Genomic DNA, 17,010 nt, shown 5'->3' on the forward strand with positions numbered 1-17,010 from the left:
GAGTTTCCGGCTCGATGAACGAGGTCGTGATCCACTGCGAGCGTCTCGGCAAAACCTACGCCGAAGGCAAGATGCAAACGCCGGTGTTCGACGGGCTGGACCTGTCGGTTCCGGCCGGCGAGACCGTCGCGATCCTGGGCGCGTCCGGCGCCGGCAAAAGCACACTACTGCACCTGCTCGGCGGGCTGGACACCCCGACCTCCGGTGAGGTGTTCGTCGCGGGGCAGAAGATGAGTGCGCTGTCCGACGCTGCGCGCGGGGCGCTGCGCAACCGCGCGCTCGGCTTCGTCTACCAGTTCCACCATCTGCTGCCGGAGTTCACTGCGGTCGAGAACGTGATGCTGCCTGTGCTGCTGAGCGGCACGGACGTGAATGAATCCAAGCAGCGGGCACAGGCGCTGCTGGAGTCTGTCGGGCTTGGCCATCGTCTGCATCACAAGCCCGGCGAGCTGTCGGGCGGCGAGCGTCAGCGCGCGGCGGTTGCGCGCGCGCTGGTCAACCGGCCTGCCTGCGTGCTCGGTGACGAACCGACCGGCAACCTCGACGAGAAGACAGCGGCGACCGTGTTCGAACTGATGCTGGCCCTCAACCGTGAGCATCGCACCAGCCTCGTGCTGGTCACGCACGACCGCTCGCTCGCGCGCCGGCTGGACCGCGTGCTTGAGTTGCATGAAGGCAGACTGAGACAACTGCAGCCGCACGAGGTGTAGCGGATGAGCGACGCGGCAGGGACGCCGCTGTTTGGAGTCGGAGCCGCCGCCGGTCTGGTCGGCGGCGCGACCGCGTGCCTTCTATTGCCGTGGCTGCTGCCATGGCCCGTCGCGCTGATCGGCCTGGTGGCCGGTCTGCTGGCCTGGGTGCGAATGCCGCGCTGGCGCTGGGCCGGCGCGCTGCTTGCCGGCTTCATGCTGGCCGGTTTGCATGCCGCCCATGGGTTGGCCCTGCAGCTTCCGGGTGGGCTCGATCGTGCCGATCTGCTAGTCAGGGGTACGGTCGTGGACCTGCCGGTCCATGAGCCGCGGCGCACGGGTTTCCTTTTCGAAGTCGATGACTCGGCGGAATCCGCGCCGGCGCTGCGAGGACGCACGGTGCGCTTGTCGTGGTACCTGCACGGGCGCAGTGCAGCCCGACCCGAGCTGCGGGCCGGAGAGCGCTGGTCCTTGCGCATTCGGGCGCGCGCGCCGCGAGGGCTTCGCAATCCGGGCGGGTCCGATGCCGAGAAGCATGCGCTCGCGCAGCGGATTGCCGCGACCGGCTACGTACATGCGCCGGCAACCGCACGGCGTCTCGCCCCGGCTGCCGGGCTGGAAGCGTGGCGGGAAGGCATGGCTGATCGTATCGCCGCGAGCGCGCCGACGACGACGTCGCGCTTCGTGCGCGCACTCGCGCTCGGCGATACGCGGGGCCTCGACGACACTGACTGGAATGTGCTGCGGGCGAATGGGCTGACCCACCTGATCGCGATCTCGGGTTTTCATGTCGGCCTCGTTGCCGGCTTCTTCGCGCTGCTCGCGCGCGCATTCGGCTGGTTGGTGCCCGCGCTCGCACGCCGATGCCCGATGCCGGCACTGGCGGCAGGCTCGGCGTTCGCAGGGGCGCTGCTGTATGCGGCGGCGGCGGGCTTCTCTCTTCCGACCGTCCGCACGGTACTGATGATCGCCGCGGTCGCGGGCGCACGCGTCTGGCGCCGCCCGGCGACGGCCACGCAGGCGCTGGCGCTTGCGGCGGTCGCCGTCGTACTCGTCGATCCGCTTGCACTGCTGCAGGCGGGCTTCTGGCTCAGCTTTGCCGGCGTCGCATGGCTGCTGTGGTGTCTGCCGGGCACGGGCGAGCGGGGCTTACCGGCGCTGGCGCGGAGCTTCGTCTCCGCACAGGGTGTCGCCACGGTCGGGCTGTTGCCGGTCGGCGTAGTGCTATTCGGGCAGGCATCACTTGCCGGGCCCGTCGCCAACCTCGTGGCTGTGCCCTGGTGGAGCCTGGTCGTCGTGCCGCTCTCGCTGGTCGGGTTGGCCGCGGAATCGCTGATAGAAGGGCTGGGGGCGTGGCCATGGCGACTGGCGGCGTGGTGCTTCGACCTGAGCTGGCCGATGTTCGACTGGCTCGCGAGTGCGCCACTCGCGCTGTGGTGGCTGCCGGAAGCCCGCTGGTTCGCGCTTCCGCTCGCGATCATCGGTGCGTTCTGGCTGCTGATGCCGCGTGGGCTCCCGGGACGCCCGCTGGCGCTGCTGCTGTGGCTGCCACTGCTATGGCCCGATCGCCGACTTCCGGCCCATGGTGAGGTCGAGCTGCAGGTGCTCGACGTCGGCCAAGGCCTCGCGGTTGTGGTGCGCACGGCGAATCACAGCCTGCTGTACGACATGGGGCCTGCCGTGCCCGACGGCTTCGACGCCGGCGAACGCGCCGTGGTGCCGGCGTTGCATGCGCTCGGTATCGGGCGGCTCGACCTGGCCATCGTCAGCCATGGCGACAGCGACCACGCCGGTGGGCTGGCGGCGGTCCGGCGCGCGGTCCAGTCGGACTCGACGCTTGCGCCTGAAGGCTCGGGCGTCGAGGCCAGCCGGCCCTGCGTTGCGGGGCAGACCTGGCAGTGGGATGGCGTGACGTTCCGCGTGCTGCACCCGACGCCGCACTTTCCCTATCTCGGGAACGAAGCGGGATGCGTAGTGCGGGTCGAGTCGCGGCACGGTGCCGTACTGCTGACCGGCGACATCGGTGAAGTCATCGAGCGCGAACTCGTGCGTCGGGAGCCGGACGGAGTGAAGGCCGACGTCGTCATGGTCGCCCACCACGGCAGCGGTGGTTCGTCGGACCCCATGTTCATCCGTGCCACGGGCGCGCAGCATGCGCTGGTCTCGTCCGGACACGGCAATCGGTTCGGCCACCCGAAGCCCGCGGTCGTAGCGCGCTGGCACGAGTCCGGGGCTGCGGTACACGACACGGCGATCGGCGGTGCGCTGCGCGTGTCGATCGCCGCTAACGGTATCTCCATCGAAACGCGACGCAAGGCACAGCCGCGTCTCTGGGATGCGGTCGCGCGGTCGGGCCCGATGGACGCTGGGCTATCCTATCGGCCTTGATGGAACGGCCGCTGGCCGAGGTCGCACCCGTGCTGGAACTGGTAATGGCCGGCGGTTGGCCGATGATTCCGCTGCTTCTGCTGTCCGCACTCGCGCTTGCGCTGATCGTCGAACGCGCCTGGACGCTGCGCCGCAGTGCGGTGCTGCCACCCGGCCTGGGGATGGAAGTCCGCGCTTGGGCCAGCCGCGGCAAGCTCGATCCCACCCACATCGAATCGCTACGTGCGACCGCGCCGCTCGGCGCGCTGCTGGCGGCTGCGCTCGACGTGCGGCATCGGCCGCGTGACCAGATCCGGGAACGCATCGAGGACGTCGGGCGCCACCTCGTGCATCGCATGGAGCGCTACCTCAACACGCTTGGCACGATCGCCGCGGCCGGTCCGCTGCTCGGGCTGTTCGGCACCGTAGTCGGCATGATCGAGATGTTCCTCGGCATCCTCGATCACGGCATTGGCGATGTGAATCAGCTTGCCGGCGGCATCGGCAAGGCGCTGATCTGCACCGCGACTGGCATGATCGTCGCGATCCCGGCACTCGCTGCACACCGCTGGTTCCGTGGCCGCGTCGGCGATTACATCGTCGAGATGGAACACGAAGCGATCGCGCTGCTCGATGTCATCGAACCGAAGGCCGCCGCACCGCGCAGTGGGAACGGCAACGGGCACGGCGCCGCGACGACCGCGCCTTCGCCGGCCGCAGCGGGCTGATCCATGCGCATCCGCGACAATCGCGCGTCGGACGAGCCGGAGATCAACCTCGTCCCGCTGATCGACGTCATCCTCGTGCTGATCATTTTCTTTGTGATCACGGCGACTTTCGACGCGCGCTCGGGGCTCAAGCTCGAGCTGCCCCGCGCAGCCGGCGCGCCCGGAGAAACGACCGGCCAGCTGAGCGTGCTGGTGAACGCCGAAGGCCGGTATTTCGTCGATGACCGTGAAGTACTGCGCACCGACGTGGAGTCGCTGAAAGCCACCCTCGCTGAGGTTGCTGGCGGTGATCGCGACCGCCAGGTCTTGCTGCGCGCCGACGCCCGCACGCCGCACCAGGCAGTCGTCACCGCGTACGAGGCACTCGGCCAGCTGGGCTTCCGCCGCGTCACGATCGCGACCGCGCCACCGGCGCCGGCGGGCGGGCCGGCTCCGTGACGCCAGCTGTCTCGCCGTGGCAGACCTATCGTCGTCTGCTCGGCTTCGCCCACCGCTACCGCGTCCTTCTCGGGTTTGCTGCGATCGGCATGCTCATCGAGGCTGCGGCCGGCGCGGCGTTCACCTGGATGATGCAGCCGGTCATCGACGACACGTTCGACGAGGCCGATGCCGGCGTCGACCTGTGGCTGCCCGCGGCGATCGTCGGGCTGTTCGTCGTGCGTGGCATTGCGGGCTTCGTTGCCGACACGCGCATGGCAAAGGCCGGCCGCAGCATCGCGCGTGACATGCGAGTCGGCGTGCTGGAGAAGTACCTGCGATTGCCCGGGCCGCGTTTCGATTCCGAGCCGGTGTCGTCGATGCTGATCCGCCTGGGCTCGGACAGCGACCAGGTGTCGCAGGCCGCGATTGACGCATTGCGCGTGATGGTTCAGCAGTCGCTCCAGGTGATCGGCTCGCTCGCGGTGATGCTGTATTACAGCTGGCGCGTGACGCTTGCGATCTTCCTGCTGGGGCCGCCGCTGGCCTGGGTCATGGACAAGGTCGGCCGTCGCTACCGCGCCATCAGCCACCGCATCCAGGAAAGCGGCGGCCATTTGCTGCATGCAGCCGACCAGGCGCTGTCGAACCAGCACGACGTCAAGGTGTATGGCGCTCAGGGCGCCGAACTCGGACGCTACACGGAACTCGCGAACACCAACCTTCGCCTGAGCATGAAGGTCGAGGCCACGCGCAGCGTGTCGTCCGCGCTCGTGCAGCTCATGGGCGCGATCGGCCTCGCGCTGTTGTTGTTTTTTGCCGGTCGCGAAGCGATCGCGGGGCGGCTTACGGCGGGCGGCTTCGTGTCCTTGATGGTCGCGATGATGGCGATCATCCCGGCGCTCAAACAGCTGACCAATGTGCAGGGAATGCTCCAGCGCGGCGTGGCATCGGCCGAGCGGCTTTTCTCCGTTCTCGACGCCGACGACGAGCCCGATTCGGGCTCGGTGCCGCTGAGCCGCGCGCAGGGATTGCTCGAGTTCCGCGGCGTCACTGCTCGCTACCCGGGCCAGCCGGCGCCCGCACTGTGCGACGTGAGCTTCGTTGCGCGGCCCGGCACCGTCACCGCGATCGTCGGCCGATCGGGCAGCGGCAAGTCCACCCTGATCAAGCTGATTCCGCGGTTCTACGATCTGGAAGCGGGTGAGATCCTGCTCGACGGCCAGCCGTTGCGGGACTACCCGCTTGCCGACCTGCGTCGCCAGATCGCACTGGTCGGCCAGCAGGTGATGCTGTTCGACGGCACGGTGGCCGATAACGTTGCCTATGGCGAGCTGCAGCATTCCGACCGGACGCAGCTGGAGCGCGCGGTGCAGGGCGCGAACGCGATGGAATTCGTCGAAAAGCTGCCCAGCGGCCTCGACACGGGCATCGGCAGCAAGGGCGGGCGACTCTCGGGCGGGCAGCGCCAGCGCCTGGCGATTGCACGCGCAATGCTCAAGGACGCGCCGATCCTGATCCTCGACGAAGCCACCGCCGCGCTCGATACCGAATCCGAACGGCTGGTCCAGGACGCGCTGAACCGGCTGATGCCCGACCGCACGACGCTGGTCATCGCGCATCGGCTGTCGACGATCGAGCACGCCGACCAGGTGCTGGTGCTCGACCAGGGCCGCATCGTGGAGCAGGGCACGCACGCCGAGCTGCTCGATCGCGCCGGACTGTACGCACACCTGCACCGTATGCAGTTCCACGAGACAACATGAGCCGGCACGACGCGCCTCCACGCTACTGGTATGGCGACGCGGTGGTACCGCGCTTCGCGCGCGCGCTGGCCGGTGTCTACGGCGCAGTCGCCGCCACCCGGCGCGGCATGTTCGCCCGACACTGGCTGCGCGCGGCCCATCCGGGCGTACCCGTGATCGTGGTGGGCAACATCACCGCCGGCGGCGCCGGCAAGACGCCGCTGACGGTCGCACTCGTCGAGCGGCTGCGAGCGGAAGGCTGGAAGCCCGGCGTCGCCAGTCGCGGCTACGGTCGCAGCGACATGAAGCGCGCCCACTGGGTCGAGGCCGGCAGCGATGCCGCGGTCGTCGGTGACGAGCCCCTGCTGATCGCCCGGCAGACCCGCGTGCCGGTCCGGGTCGACGCCAACCGTGCCGCCGCCGCGTCCGCGCTCGTGCAGGCCGGCTGCAACCTCGTCGTCTGCGATGACGGCCTGCAGCACTACCGCCTTGCGCGCGATATCGAAATCGAGGTCATCGACGGGCGACGGCGCTACGGCAACGGCCTGCTGCTGCCAGCGGGGCCGCTGCGCGAGCCGCCGGAGCGCGGGCAACGCTGCGATTTCCGCGTGCTCAACCTGCCACCGCAGGCGGTAGGCACCGAGTGCGGCTTCGGCGAATGGCCGATGCGGTTGCATGCCGAGCAGATCGTCCCGCTTGGCGGTGGTCGGCCCCAGGCGCTGGAATCGCTCGCCGGCCGCCGCGTGCATGCCGTGGCCGGTATCGGCGATCCGGAGCGGTTTTTCTCGATGCTGCGCGGGTTCGGCATCGGCGTGGTGCCACACGCGTTTGCTGACCACCACGCCTACGAGCCGCAGGATTTCGCGTTCGGTAGCCCGTTGCCGGTGCTGATGACCGAGAAGGACGCGGTGAAGATTCCCGCGTCGCGCAGCTCGGGCTTTCCGATCGAGCGCTGCTTCAGCGTGCCGGTCCGCGCGGCGCTGCCCGAGGGATTCTGGATCTCGCTGACCGAACGCCTGCGCCAGCTGCCGCTGCGCCCCACCGGGACAACCGCATGACAGAGCCAGTTGATTTCGTCGTTGCGATTCCCGCGCGATACGCCGCGACGCGCCTGCCCGGCAAGCCGCTGCGCCTGCTAGCCGGCGAGCCCCTGGTCCGCCATGTCGCGCGTCGCGCGTTGGCAGCCGGGGCGCGTGAGGTCTGGGTTGCCGCCGACGATTCGCGTATCGCCGAGGCGCTCGAGGGCAGCGGCGTACGCGTCGCGATGACCTCCAGCGCGCACGCATCCGGCACCGACCGCCTGGCCGAATGCGCGCGGGTCGCCGGCTGGAGCGCCGACACGATCGTCGTCAATCTGCAGGGCGACGAGCCGTTCGCCCCGGCCGAAGGGATCCGCGCGGTCGCGTCGCTGCTCGCCGGCTCGGGCGCTGAGATGGCGACGCTCGCTGCGCCGATCGAAGACGCCGAAATGCTGTTCGATCCGAACGCGGTCAAGCTCGTGCGTAACGCGCACGGCGACGCCCTCTATTTCAGCCGCGCGCCGATCCCTTGGCCGCGTGACGCGTTTGCCGGCGATCGCACGCAGCTGCCGGCGCATGAGGCCGGCACCTGGCTGCGCCACATCGGCATATACGCGTACCGGGCCGGGTTCCTGCAGCGTTTCGCGTCAATGCCACCCGGCCTGCTCGAGTCGATCGAATCGCTCGAGCAGTTGCGCGTGCTCGAAGCAGGCTTCCGCATCGCCGTTGCGCCGACGCCCGCGCCGTTTCCGCCCGGGGTCGACACCCCTGAGGACCTCGCGCGCGCCGAAGCCAGGATCTCCGCAGGCTGAAACGCCGAGCGTCAGGCAGCGCTCACAGGCTGAAGCTTGCACTGGCCCATAATCGGCCCAATCCCACGCGCCGATGCCCGTGTCCGCCCTGCCGCTCGCCCGCTCCACCGCCCAAGCCATCCCGTGCGACGACATGCGCGTCGGCGCGATCGCAGGATTGCGTCGATGAGCGCGGCGCCCGAGTTCGACGGCAAGGCGTTCGTCCGCACGCTCAGCACCGCGCCGGGCGTGTACCGGATGTTCGCCGCCGACGACAGCGTGCTCTACGTCGGGAAGGCCGGCGCGCTCAAGAACCGGGTCTCGAGCTACTTCAACGCCTCGCCGAAGTCTGCGCGGATCACCTCGATGGTGTCGCAGATCGCGCGCATGGAGGTCACCGTCACGCGCACCGAGGCCGAGGCGCTGATCCTCGAGAACGAGCTCATCAAGTCGCTCAAGCCGCGCTACAACGTGCTGCTTCGGGATGACAAGAGCTACCCGTACGTCCTGATGACCAACGAGCCTTGGCCGCGCATCGGCACCCACCGCGGTCCGCGCACGACGCCGGCACGTTACTTCGGTCCGTATGCGAGCGTTGGCGCTGTGCGCGAGACGCTCAACCTCATGCACAAGCTGTTCAAGCTGCGCAGCTGCGAGGAGAGCGTATTCCGCAATCGCTCGCGACCGTGCCTGCAGCACCAGATCGGGCGTTGCAGTGCGCCGTGCGTCGGCCTGGTGCCCGCGCGCGAGTACGCCGAGAGTGTGCGGCGCGCGACGCTGCTGCTCGAAGGTCGCAGCGACGAGTTGACCAACGAGCTCGGGCGTTCGATGGAAGCCGCGAGCGAGCGTCTCGACTTCGAAGAAGCCGCGCGGCTGCGCGACCTGGTCTCGTCGATCCGGACCCTGCAGGCGCGCCAGTACGTCGATGGACGTGCGGCGGATCTCGATGTGCTTGCGGTGGCGATGCAGGGTTCCGCGGCCTGCGTGCTGCTGCTCGCGTTCCGCGACGGGCGCAACCTCGGCACGCGCGCGTTTTTTCCGAAGACGAACGGCAGCGACAACCCTGCCGAGGTGCTCGCCGCGTTCGTCTCGCAGTTCTACATCGACCAGAACCCGCCGAAGGAAATCGTGCTGGATCGCGATATCCCTGATCGCGAGATGATCGAAGAGGCACTGAGCCGCTCAAGCGACCGCAAGGTGCAGATACGCCACAACGTGCGCGCAGAGCGGTCCGGATACCTCGACATCGCGCGTCGCACCGCCGAACTCGCGCTCGCCGGCGAGCTCACCAGTCATTCCGCCCAGAAAGCGCGCGTCGAAGCGCTGCGCGATCTGCTCGGCCTTGCCGACGTGCCCGGCCGGACCGAATGTTTCGACATCAGCCACACGATGGGTGAGGCAACGGTTGCTTCGTGCGTGGTGTTCAACGCCGAAGGCGCCGTGCGCGGACAGTACCGTCGCTACAACATTACCGGCATCAAGCCCGGTGACGACTACGCCGCAATGCACCAGGCGATCCACCGCCGGTTCAAGCGCGCGGTCGATGAGAACGGGGTCGTGCCCGACGTGCTGCTGATCGACGGCGGAGCGGGACAGGTGGCGCAGGCGAGGGCGGTGCTCGACGAGCTCGGCGTGACCGGGGTGTCGTTGGTCGGCGTGGCGAAGGGCCCCGCGCGACGACCGGGCGACGAGGAACTGCTGCTGCCTGACGGCCGGGCGGTGCGCCCGGGCGCGGACTCGCCGGCACTCCAGCTGATCCAGCAGGTGCGCGACGAAGCCCACCGGTTTGCGATCACCGGCCATCGCGGTAAGCGCCAGAAGGCGCGCACGACGAGCCGGCTCGAGGACATCGCAGGTATCGGTCCGCGCCGGCGCGCGGCGCTTCTCAAGCACTTCGGCGGCCTCGGGGGTCTTAAGGGCGCCGGTGTGGAGGAAATCTCGCGGGTGGAGGGCATCAACCAGGCGTTGGCCGAGCGGATCTATGCGACCCTTCACGGCCTGGAGACCGGCGTGCCTGCCCGTCCGCCGGGCGCCCAGCGGAGCACTGAATGAAGTTGACTGTACCCACGATGCTGACCCTGCTGAGGATCGTGCTGATCCCGGTGCTCGTGGTCGTTTTCTACCTGCCTTTCAAGTGGACGAACTTCGCCGCTGCGTTCGTCTTCGCCCTCGCGTCGCTGACCGACTGGCTCGATGGCTGGATCGCGCGCCGCTTCAACCAGTTTTCCGCATTTGGCGCGTTCCTTGATCCGGTCGCCGACAAACTCATGGTCGCGATCGCCCTGCTGCTGATCGTGCAGAAGCATCCGACGATCTGGATGACCGTATGGGCAGCCGTGATCGTCGGGCGCGAGATCGCGGTGTCCGCATTGCGCGAATGGATGGCCGAGATCGGCCAGCGCGCACGCGTAAAGGTGGCTGCGGTTGGCAAGATCAAGACCATCGTGCAGATGGTCGCGCTGATCGGGCTGCTCTATCAGACCCCGCTGCTGGGCCTTGATGTGTTCGTTGTCGGCGAGTGGCTGCTGGCTGCGGCCGCGCTGCTGACGCTGTGGTCGGGCTTCGCTTACCTGCGCGCAGCGTGGCCGGCCTTGCGTAATGAAGCTGAGCCGCTAAAATAGCGCGGCGCCGGACGCGATCGTTGATCGCCCGGTGTGATGTTCGGGGAATGGATCACAGGCAGCGCAGTGATCCGGTGAATTCAAAAAGTGTTGACACTTTCGAGTTCACCCCTAAAATGTCGCTTCTTCTGCGGGAATAGCTCAGTTGGTAGAGCACGACCTTGCCAAGGTCGGGGTCGCGAGTTCGAGTCTCGTTTCCCGCTCCAGATTCAAGGGGTCTCCCCTAGGACAAAACCCCGCGAGTCGGGGTTTTGTTTTTTCAGGCGATGGCAATCGCCTCCGCACGGATTATCCTTGCGGGACAGTCACCGGCCGGGTGGCAGAGTGGTTATGCAGCGGACTGCAAATCCGCGTACGCCGGTTCAATTCCGACCTCGGCCTCCAGTTGTCAGCGCCCCGCTCAGCGGGGCGTTTTTTTTGTCTACTTACGGCGAAATCCGTCGCCCTGATCGCTGCAGCGGAGTTGCTCTGACCGCAGATTGCGGAGCTGCCAATCGCGCGCCACAACTGAGCGTTAGCGACCGGCCATGGACGCCCTTACGACGCGCGTGCGCCGCCCTTCGACGTGGCACCGCGTGCGGGCGGGCGCGCGTGTTCTTGCGACGCTTTCGCCTGCGGCACTGCAGTTAGTTCAATGCCTGATGGCCTGGCGTAAGCTATGGCGTGCCGATCGGCCCGGATGGCGGAATCGGTAGACGCAGCGGACTTAAAATCCGCCCGCCGCAAGGCGATGCCGGTTCGACTCCGGCTCCGGGCACCACGCGTCGCAGGCTGCAGTTCCAAGGCGGCGGCCTGCGGCGGTTCCAAGGCGCCTAGCGCGCCGCACAATCAGTCCAGCAGATCGAGCACCCGCTCCGCGGGGCGACCGATAACCGCCCGCTCCCCATGCACGAATATTGGGCGCTGAATCAGCCGCGGATTCGCGCTCATCGCGTCGATCAGCTCGTCATCGCCGAGGCCGTCACGATCGAGCGCCAGCGACGAATATTCCGGCTCGTCCGTCCGCAACAGCGACCTCGGCCCGACGCCCAGAGCCGTGAGTATTTCGCGCAGCCCAGCGGCAGTGGGCGGAGCTTCCAGGTACTCGACCACATCGGGTTCGACGCCGCGCGCCTTGAGTAGATCAAGTGCGGTGCGACACTTCGAACAGCGGGGGTTGTAATAGAGACGGCTGGTCGACATGGGAGCCCTGCATTCGGTCGGGAGCCCATGATGCAGCCGGCCGAACGCTCAGTCGAACCCCGAGAGTGTTCCGGTGCTCCGCCGTTCGGCTCGTAGCGGATAGCCGTGTGGCGCGAGGCGCTGCCGTCTGCGCAAGTCGGGCCGGCCGCGGGGCGCCTGCGTTGCACATGCACTGAGTCTCCGCTGGCCGTCGCAAAGAGATGGCTGTCACGCCCATCTGCCCGGAGCGCAGCCGCGTAGCGCATGCGCCATGTGACTGGTGTCGGACAGCGCGCCGGTCGGTCCGGCACGCGGATTCGAGCGCAATGGCTGGCACCCGTCGCGCACTCGGCAAGACGCCAATACCCGGGCCGGAACGCTTGCTCCGGGATGAGCACGCCGCCGCGAAGCTTCGATTCGGCCCCTTGAACGCAAACAGGCCGGAAAGTCCGGCCTGTGCGAGATCTGGTGGGCGGTGCAGGGTTCGAACCTGCGACCCTTGCCGTGTGAAGGCAATGCTCTACCGCTGAGCTAACCGCCCGAATGGGGCGCGAAGTATAGCGCATGCGTCGAGGTGCCATGCAAGCACGTCGCCCAAGAATCGAGCGCCGCGGTAGGGTGGAAATGCCTGTGGCGCGCTTATCCGGTGCGCCCCGCACACCACGGGGAGCCGAGACCCCGCGCACTGACGGGACGCTCTCATGAGGTGAGCGTCTTGCCGCTGCCTTCGCCGCTTTCGACTGCCGGCTCGAGTGCCGCGACCCGCATCTGCAGCCAGTGCCGTGGCAGGCCGGAGCGTGGGTTGAAGCGGTATGCCGCGCCCAGTGCATCCGCACGATCGCGAATGCTCTGCAGCCCGTGCCCCAAGCGTTCGGCTGGTACTTCCAGCTCGCCCGCATGATCGGTGATGCGTAACGCGAGTTCTCCGCCCCCGTCGTTGGGCTCGAGGATGATCTCGATCTGCAGGAATCCGCCGCAACCGTGCCTGACTGCGTTCGTCGCTGCTTCCTGGCTGATGCGGTAAAGCATCGTGGCGATGTCCGTCGGCAACTGAGCAACCGGCCCTTCGATCAGGCATTGGTAACGCACGCCTGCGCTTCGCGCCATCTCGGCGACAGGGCCCAAGGTCAGCGCGCGAACGAGACCGAACCGGGTGAGGCTGACTGGATGCAGGTGGTTGATCGCATCACGCAGATGGGCGTGCGCGGTGCTAACGAGCGCGCGGAGATCTTCGAGCTCGCCGTCCAGGCCGCTGCCGGCTGCGCGTCGCTGGAGCAGGCGCAGGCGCGTCGCAATCGCGGTCATGTCCTGGCCGAGCGCGTCATGGAGCTCCGCGCCGAGGTGGCGGCGTTCGTGCTCCTGCTGCGATGCCAGTCGCGTTGCGGCCGCCCGGAGTTCCTGCGCCTGAGCCCATAGGCGCTGGTTCAACGTCCGCACCGCGGCGCCTTGGATCCGCACCGCATCCGCGTTGGATGCCAGCAGCAGCGACGCGGCACCGAGCAGTCCAGCCAACAGCTCGATCTGCCCGGCTCGGTAGTCGAGTTGTAACGGTACGTGGAGTACGTGGCCCAGTCCGACCCCGACGGCAATCAGCCCGAGCGCGATCGCGGCAGGTCTCCAGCCGTGGTGATGTGCGATCCAGAGCATCGGAATCGCAGCGAGCAGCATCGGATAGTGCGTGCCGAGGCTGGCTGACAGTGCGAGTGCACCGAGCAGCACCGCGATTGGAATCAGCACCAGACCGTGCGCAAGCGAGAGGCCCCAGTCGCGCGAGCGGTCAAGCCAATGCTCCCTGAGTACGAAGACCAGCGGCCCGACCATCACGATGCCAACGAAGTCTCCGATCGCATAGCCGAGAATCCGTTCTGGCCCGTACTGCGGATCCAAGCCGTTGAGCATCACCACCGCGGTCAGCGCGAGACCGTTGCAGAGCGCGGCCATGGCGCCGACCGCAAGTTGCCGCCCCATCCACAAGGGGGTCATCACCGTCGAGGTGCGTCTGCCGCAGACACGCACGAAGGCTGCGTAGATCAGCCACGGCGTTACGAGCGCACACACGTACGCCAGCGGGGATGTGAGGTTCCATCGGGACTCGACCATGATCGCCGCAGCGATCCACTCCACGACGGCCATGCGCCACCAGAGGTGGCGGGGTAGAACGATCAGCGTGGCGAGGCGCAGGCCTGCTGGCAGGAACCAGAACGGTGTTGAGATGGCGTGCAGGGCCAACCACACCAGCCCATTCAACGCAAGCCAGATATTTTCTGATCGACCGGGGTGGGTGAGCCGGGGTGTACTCTCCGGCAGCTGAGTTGCTTGCATGGAGTCCATGCCGCCTTTACGAATCGTTCTGGTCGACGATCACCCCATTGTACGCACGGGGTTTCGTCAGCTGCTGGACATGGAGTCCGATCTGGAAGTCGCGGCAGAGGCCGGCACTGCGAAGGAACTCGCGGCGCTGATGCTGACCACGTCCTTCGACCTGCTCATCCTCGACCTTTCACTGCCCGATGGAGACGGGTTGGTGATGATCCGGCACCTGCTTGCGCAGCGGCCCGGGTTGCCGATTGTCGTGCTCAGCATGCACAGCGGTCCGCTCTACATGCACGAGGCGCGGTCGGCGGGGGCGCGTGCATTTGTCAGCAAGAGCTCCCATCCCGAAGAGATTCTCCTCGCCATCCAGGCCGTGCGCCGCGGCGAGTCGTACTTTGGATCCGACGATAATTCCCGGGACAGTGCGCCGCAAAGCGACTCCCTCCTGGCGGAGGTGCCGCAGCTCACCCAGCGCGAGGCACAGGTGCTGTTGCTGCTTGCCCGCGGGCATTCGGTCGCGCGCGTAGCATCGACGATCGGCATCAACCCGAAAACCGCATACGCGCACCGCGCGAGCATCTACAACAAGCTTGGTTTCAGTTCGGACCTGGCGCTGAGGAAGTTCGCGATCCAGCGTGGCCTGATCGAGCCCGACTGAGGCTGCTTTGCGCGGCATTGCCAGCCGGCAGTCATCACGCGGGGGGCTGCACCGACGCCCCTGCCGAACACAACTCGGTCAGTTGCTCAGTAGAGCCTGCATTGGGCAAACCGCACGGCGGCGGAGCTGCCCGAGGGCGGCTGGAACTGGATCCGTGATGCACGCAACGCTTCGTAGCGTTCGAGTATCGAACAGATGCCAGGCCGCGGATTGCTGGTTTCCGATTCGAGGATCACAAGCAGTGTCGACCGGCTTGACCAGACGGCGCGGTTGACGCCGGCGACCGTATTGACGGCCTCGAGCACCTGCAGCCGGGTCGCTTCGTCATCGCCGCCGGGTGCGGAGGCTGGCGGAGCAGCCGCGGAGTCGGGCGCGGCCGGGGACGGAGCGGTGGTCACGGCCTGCGGGGGCGCGGTACCGGGCGCCGCGGGCGCAGCCTGCTCCACAGCCGCTTCGGGTGCCGTGGCTGCTTCGGGTGTGGTGCGAAGCAGCCCTACGGCCAGGGCGACCAGGATCCCGAGCCCGAGTGCCGAGACCCAGGCGATCGCAAGCGTCCTGCGCTCCCGGCTCTGAGCCTGTTCGGTCAGGTGCTCATGCAGCCCGGGCGGCAGCAGGGGGGCGATCAGATCCCACAGGCCGCGGCCATCGATCAGCTCGATGCGCTCGGGCGCACGTGGGACCGAGCGATCGACGCGCCCCAGTGTCGCGATGACGCCGCCGGACGCACCGCGCCTCCGAACGGCCTGGGACATCTCCTCGACCTGCTTGGCGGCTACGCGGTATTCGGGCGATTGCCTGCACGTCAGCAGCCACGACCGGTTGTCACGGGTCAGCAGGAGGTCCGAAGGGTCCCGGGACGAGCCCCCGTCCTTGAGCGGCGCAGCTTCGAAACCCTGGGCCTGCAATGCGGTGATAACGAACTGCGAGAACTCGCGCCAGCGCATCGCCGCCAGCGCGCGGATGCCTGCTGCCGCCATGTAGCGGCGCCGATAGACGAGGCGCACCAGCAACGATGCGACCGTGCCGACGATCAGTGTGACGATGACGGCCGTCAGGACGGGACTGATTTCAGGCATTCCGTTCGCGCATCCGTGGGCAGGGCGGGACTATAGCGCCTGCAGAACGCGGCGCGTCCTCCGGCTCAGTGGAACCGCTCGGACAGTACGCGGCGGATTTCGCTCTCGATCGAGCCCTTCATCATCGACAGCATGAAGCCGAGCTGCGCGCGAACATGCAATTCCTGCGGCAGCAGCGCGATGTGACCGTCGATGCCCGCGCGATTGAAGTTCAGCACGTCGCCGTCCCAGCCGTACTCGACGCCAAAACGCTGCGCCAGCATCTCCGCAACTTCCTGCACTGCGTGGCGTGCCTGCGGCGGCGGCATCGAGTGGGCGTGACGGATGTCGATGTGCGACATGGAACCTCCGGGAGAAATGCTGAGTGCCTGCGACGGCTGGGCACGCGGGACCTGGTGCATATCATGCTAGATTGCGGCCGCGTGAATGCCCTGAGACTGCGATTTCCAGACAGCGAGCCGGCCGACCTCGTCCTCGATGCGGGCGTGCATCCGGTCGGCCGCGCGGTCGACGGTCGCCCGGGGCCGGTGGCGCGCGCTGATGCCAGCCTGCAGTTCTGCGTTGACAGGCGAGGCGCGTGGTTGCAGGTGCGCGAAGGTGTGCGCGGCGTACATGTCAACGGCCGGCCTGTTCGGAAGATGGCGATGCTGCGGGCGGGTGACGGGGTGTTCGTCGATGGTGTCGAGTTGCTGCTGGTCGCCGATCGCCCGAGCGGCCTGTCACCCACGGGCGAAGCCGACGGCAACGCGGACTCCCGGATCGTCCTGCGTGGGGTCGGTGGACTCAACCATGGTCGATGCTTTGCGCTCGATCGTCCGCTGATGATTGGCCGCGCGCGCGACTGTGCCGTGCGGATCGACGGGCCCGCCATCGCCGATCACCACGCGAGGTTGGAGCCCGCTGGTGACGGCATCGCCCTGCATGGCCTCGGCTCGACGACTGGCAGCCTCGTCAATGGGCACGCGGTGCGCAGTGCGATGCTGCGTGCAGCGGATCAGCTCGTCATCGGCAGCCACCGTTTCGTTCTGGAGTCCGCCAGCCCCGCCGGCGACCGGCGGCGGCCCGAGGCCGAGGAAGTCGTCGACCCGGAGCCCGAGTCGACGCCTCTACCGTCGAGGTCGCGCGTCTGGCGCATCCCCTGGCTGCTGCTCGCGGCGCTGATGCTGTCGGCCGCGCTTGCGCTCCTGCTGCTGTACGGAGCGCGCTGAACCGCTGCCGCGGGCTCCCGAAACGATGCGCGAACGGCGTCCATCGCGCACGCGGGTAGCTTCGAACGCCATGTGCGACGTGCTAGCAGCCCGCCCGACCGCGTGCGGTGCCCGGCTCATGACAACGCGCCAGCCACGTGGCGCAGCGCGGTGCCGAGTGAGGCTTCTGCCGGGGCCGTTTACTGCGGCGCTCAAGCGTTCTCTCCCGTCGCCACGG

15 protein-coding genes and 4 tRNA genes are annotated in these 17,010 nt (G+C 67.9%); 14 read left to right on the forward strand and 5 right to left on the reverse strand.

Annotated elements, in window-relative coordinates:
• Positions 1-14 precede the first annotated feature (14 nt).
• The 12 genes from lolD (at position 15) to ACFFGH_RS07680 (ending at position 11,137) form a co-directional block, all read left to right on the forward strand.
• Entirely contained in the window at positions 15-710 is a 696-nt protein-coding gene (gene lolD / locus ACFFGH_RS07625) for a lipoprotein-releasing ABC transporter ATP-binding protein LolD (protein ID WP_386666592.1), read from the forward strand.
• Between the two features lie 3 nt (positions 711-713).
• Positions 714-3,077 (forward strand): DNA internalization-related competence protein ComEC/Rec2, encoded by a 2,364-nt coding sequence (locus ACFFGH_RS07630; RefSeq protein WP_386666594.1) that lies wholly within the window; start codon positions 714-716, stop codon positions 3,075-3,077.
• Positions 3,078-3,106: 29 nt separating this feature from the next.
• On the forward strand, positions 3,107-3,784 hold the full coding sequence (locus tag ACFFGH_RS07635) for a MotA/TolQ/ExbB proton channel family protein (RefSeq protein ID WP_386667431.1): 678 nt from the start codon (positions 3,107-3,109) through the stop codon (positions 3,782-3,784).
• A 3-nt stretch (positions 3,785-3,787) separates the two neighbouring features.
• The gene (locus ACFFGH_RS07640) at positions 3,788-4,222 is read left to right on the forward strand and encodes an ExbD/TolR family protein (RefSeq protein WP_386666596.1); all 435 of its coding nucleotides are present in this window, start codon (positions 3,788-3,790) and stop codon (positions 4,220-4,222) included.
• On the forward strand, positions 4,219-5,967 hold the full coding sequence (gene msbA, locus ACFFGH_RS07645; protein ID WP_386666599.1) for a lipid A export permease/ATP-binding protein MsbA: 1,749 nt from the start codon (positions 4,219-4,221) through the stop codon (positions 5,965-5,967). The genes ACFFGH_RS07640 and msbA overlap by 4 nt, the downstream gene beginning before the upstream one ends.
• Positions 5,964-7,004 (forward strand): tetraacyldisaccharide 4'-kinase, encoded by a 1,041-nt coding sequence (lpxK, locus tag ACFFGH_RS07650; RefSeq protein WP_386666601.1) that lies wholly within the window; start codon positions 5,964-5,966, stop codon positions 7,002-7,004. The genes msbA and lpxK overlap by 4 nt, the downstream gene beginning before the upstream one ends.
• Positions 7,001-7,777 carry a 3-deoxy-manno-octulosonate cytidylyltransferase gene (kdsB, locus tag ACFFGH_RS07655; protein WP_386666604.1) on the forward strand — a complete coding sequence of 259 codons (777 nt, stop codon included), beginning with the start codon at positions 7,001-7,003 and terminating at the stop codon, positions 7,775-7,777. The genes lpxK and kdsB overlap by 4 nt, the downstream gene beginning before the upstream one ends.
• Positions 7,778-7,942: 165 nt before the next feature.
• Positions 7,943-9,808: an excinuclease ABC subunit UvrC gene (uvrC, locus tag ACFFGH_RS07660; RefSeq protein ID WP_386666606.1), complete on the forward strand. Its 1,866-nt coding sequence runs from the start codon at positions 7,943-7,945 to the stop codon at positions 9,806-9,808.
• Entirely contained in the window at positions 9,805-10,377 is a 573-nt protein-coding gene (pgsA, locus tag ACFFGH_RS07665) for a CDP-diacylglycerol--glycerol-3-phosphate 3-phosphatidyltransferase (RefSeq protein WP_386666609.1), read from the forward strand. The genes uvrC and pgsA overlap by 4 nt, the downstream gene beginning before the upstream one ends.
• Positions 10,378-10,507: 130 nt before the next feature.
• Positions 10,508-10,583 (forward strand) — tRNA-Gly (locus tag ACFFGH_RS07670).
• A gap of 104 nt (positions 10,584-10,687) precedes the next feature.
• Positions 10,688-10,761: transfer RNA gene (locus ACFFGH_RS07675), tRNA-Cys, on the forward strand.
• Positions 10,762-11,050: 289 nt separating this feature from the next.
• Positions 11,051-11,137: transfer RNA gene (locus tag ACFFGH_RS07680), tRNA-Leu, on the forward strand.
• 68 nt (positions 11,138-11,205) lie between these two features.
• Here ACFFGH_RS07680 and arsC read toward each other — a convergent pair.
• The 3 genes from arsC to ACFFGH_RS07695 form a co-directional block, all read right to left on the reverse strand.
• Positions 11,206-11,559 carry an arsenate reductase (glutaredoxin) gene (gene arsC, locus ACFFGH_RS07685; RefSeq protein WP_386666612.1) on the reverse strand — a complete coding sequence of 118 codons (354 nt, stop codon included), beginning with the start codon at positions 11,557-11,559 and terminating at the stop codon, positions 11,206-11,208.
• A 445-nt stretch (positions 11,560-12,004) separates the two neighbouring features.
• Positions 12,005-12,079 (reverse strand) — tRNA-Val (locus tag ACFFGH_RS07690).
• A 158-nt stretch (positions 12,080-12,237) separates the two neighbouring features.
• A complete protein-coding gene (locus tag ACFFGH_RS07695; protein ID WP_386666615.1) occupies positions 12,238-13,773 on the reverse strand; it encodes an MASE1 domain-containing protein in 1,536 nt (511 codons plus the stop codon).
• A gap of 85 nt (positions 13,774-13,858) precedes the next feature.
• On the opposite strand from ACFFGH_RS07695, the gene ACFFGH_RS07700 reads away from it, so the two are divergent.
• The gene (locus ACFFGH_RS07700; protein ID WP_386666618.1) at positions 13,859-14,509 is read left to right on the forward strand and encodes a response regulator; all 651 of its coding nucleotides are present in this window, start codon (positions 13,859-13,861) and stop codon (positions 14,507-14,509) included.
• A gap of 86 nt (positions 14,510-14,595) precedes the next feature.
• Here ACFFGH_RS07700 and ACFFGH_RS07705 read toward each other — a convergent pair whose 3' ends face one another.
• Complete coding sequence (locus ACFFGH_RS07705) at positions 14,596-15,585, reverse strand: restriction endonuclease (RefSeq protein ID WP_386666621.1); 990 nt, start codon at positions 15,583-15,585, stop codon at positions 14,596-14,598.
• Between the two features lie 65 nt (positions 15,586-15,650).
• The gene (locus ACFFGH_RS07710) at positions 15,651-15,893 is read right to left on the reverse strand and encodes a polyhydroxyalkanoic acid system family protein (protein WP_386666623.1); all 243 of its coding nucleotides are present in this window, start codon (positions 15,891-15,893) and stop codon (positions 15,651-15,653) included.
• A gap of 9 nt (positions 15,894-15,902) precedes the next feature.
• Between ACFFGH_RS07710 and ACFFGH_RS07715 the strand changes: the two genes are divergently transcribed.
• A complete protein-coding gene (locus ACFFGH_RS07715; RefSeq protein ID WP_386666625.1) occupies positions 15,903-16,793 on the forward strand; it encodes an FHA domain-containing protein in 891 nt (296 codons plus the stop codon).
• Positions 16,794-17,010: the final 217 nt, after the last annotated feature.

The organism is Lysobacter korlensis (assembly GCF_042434515.1).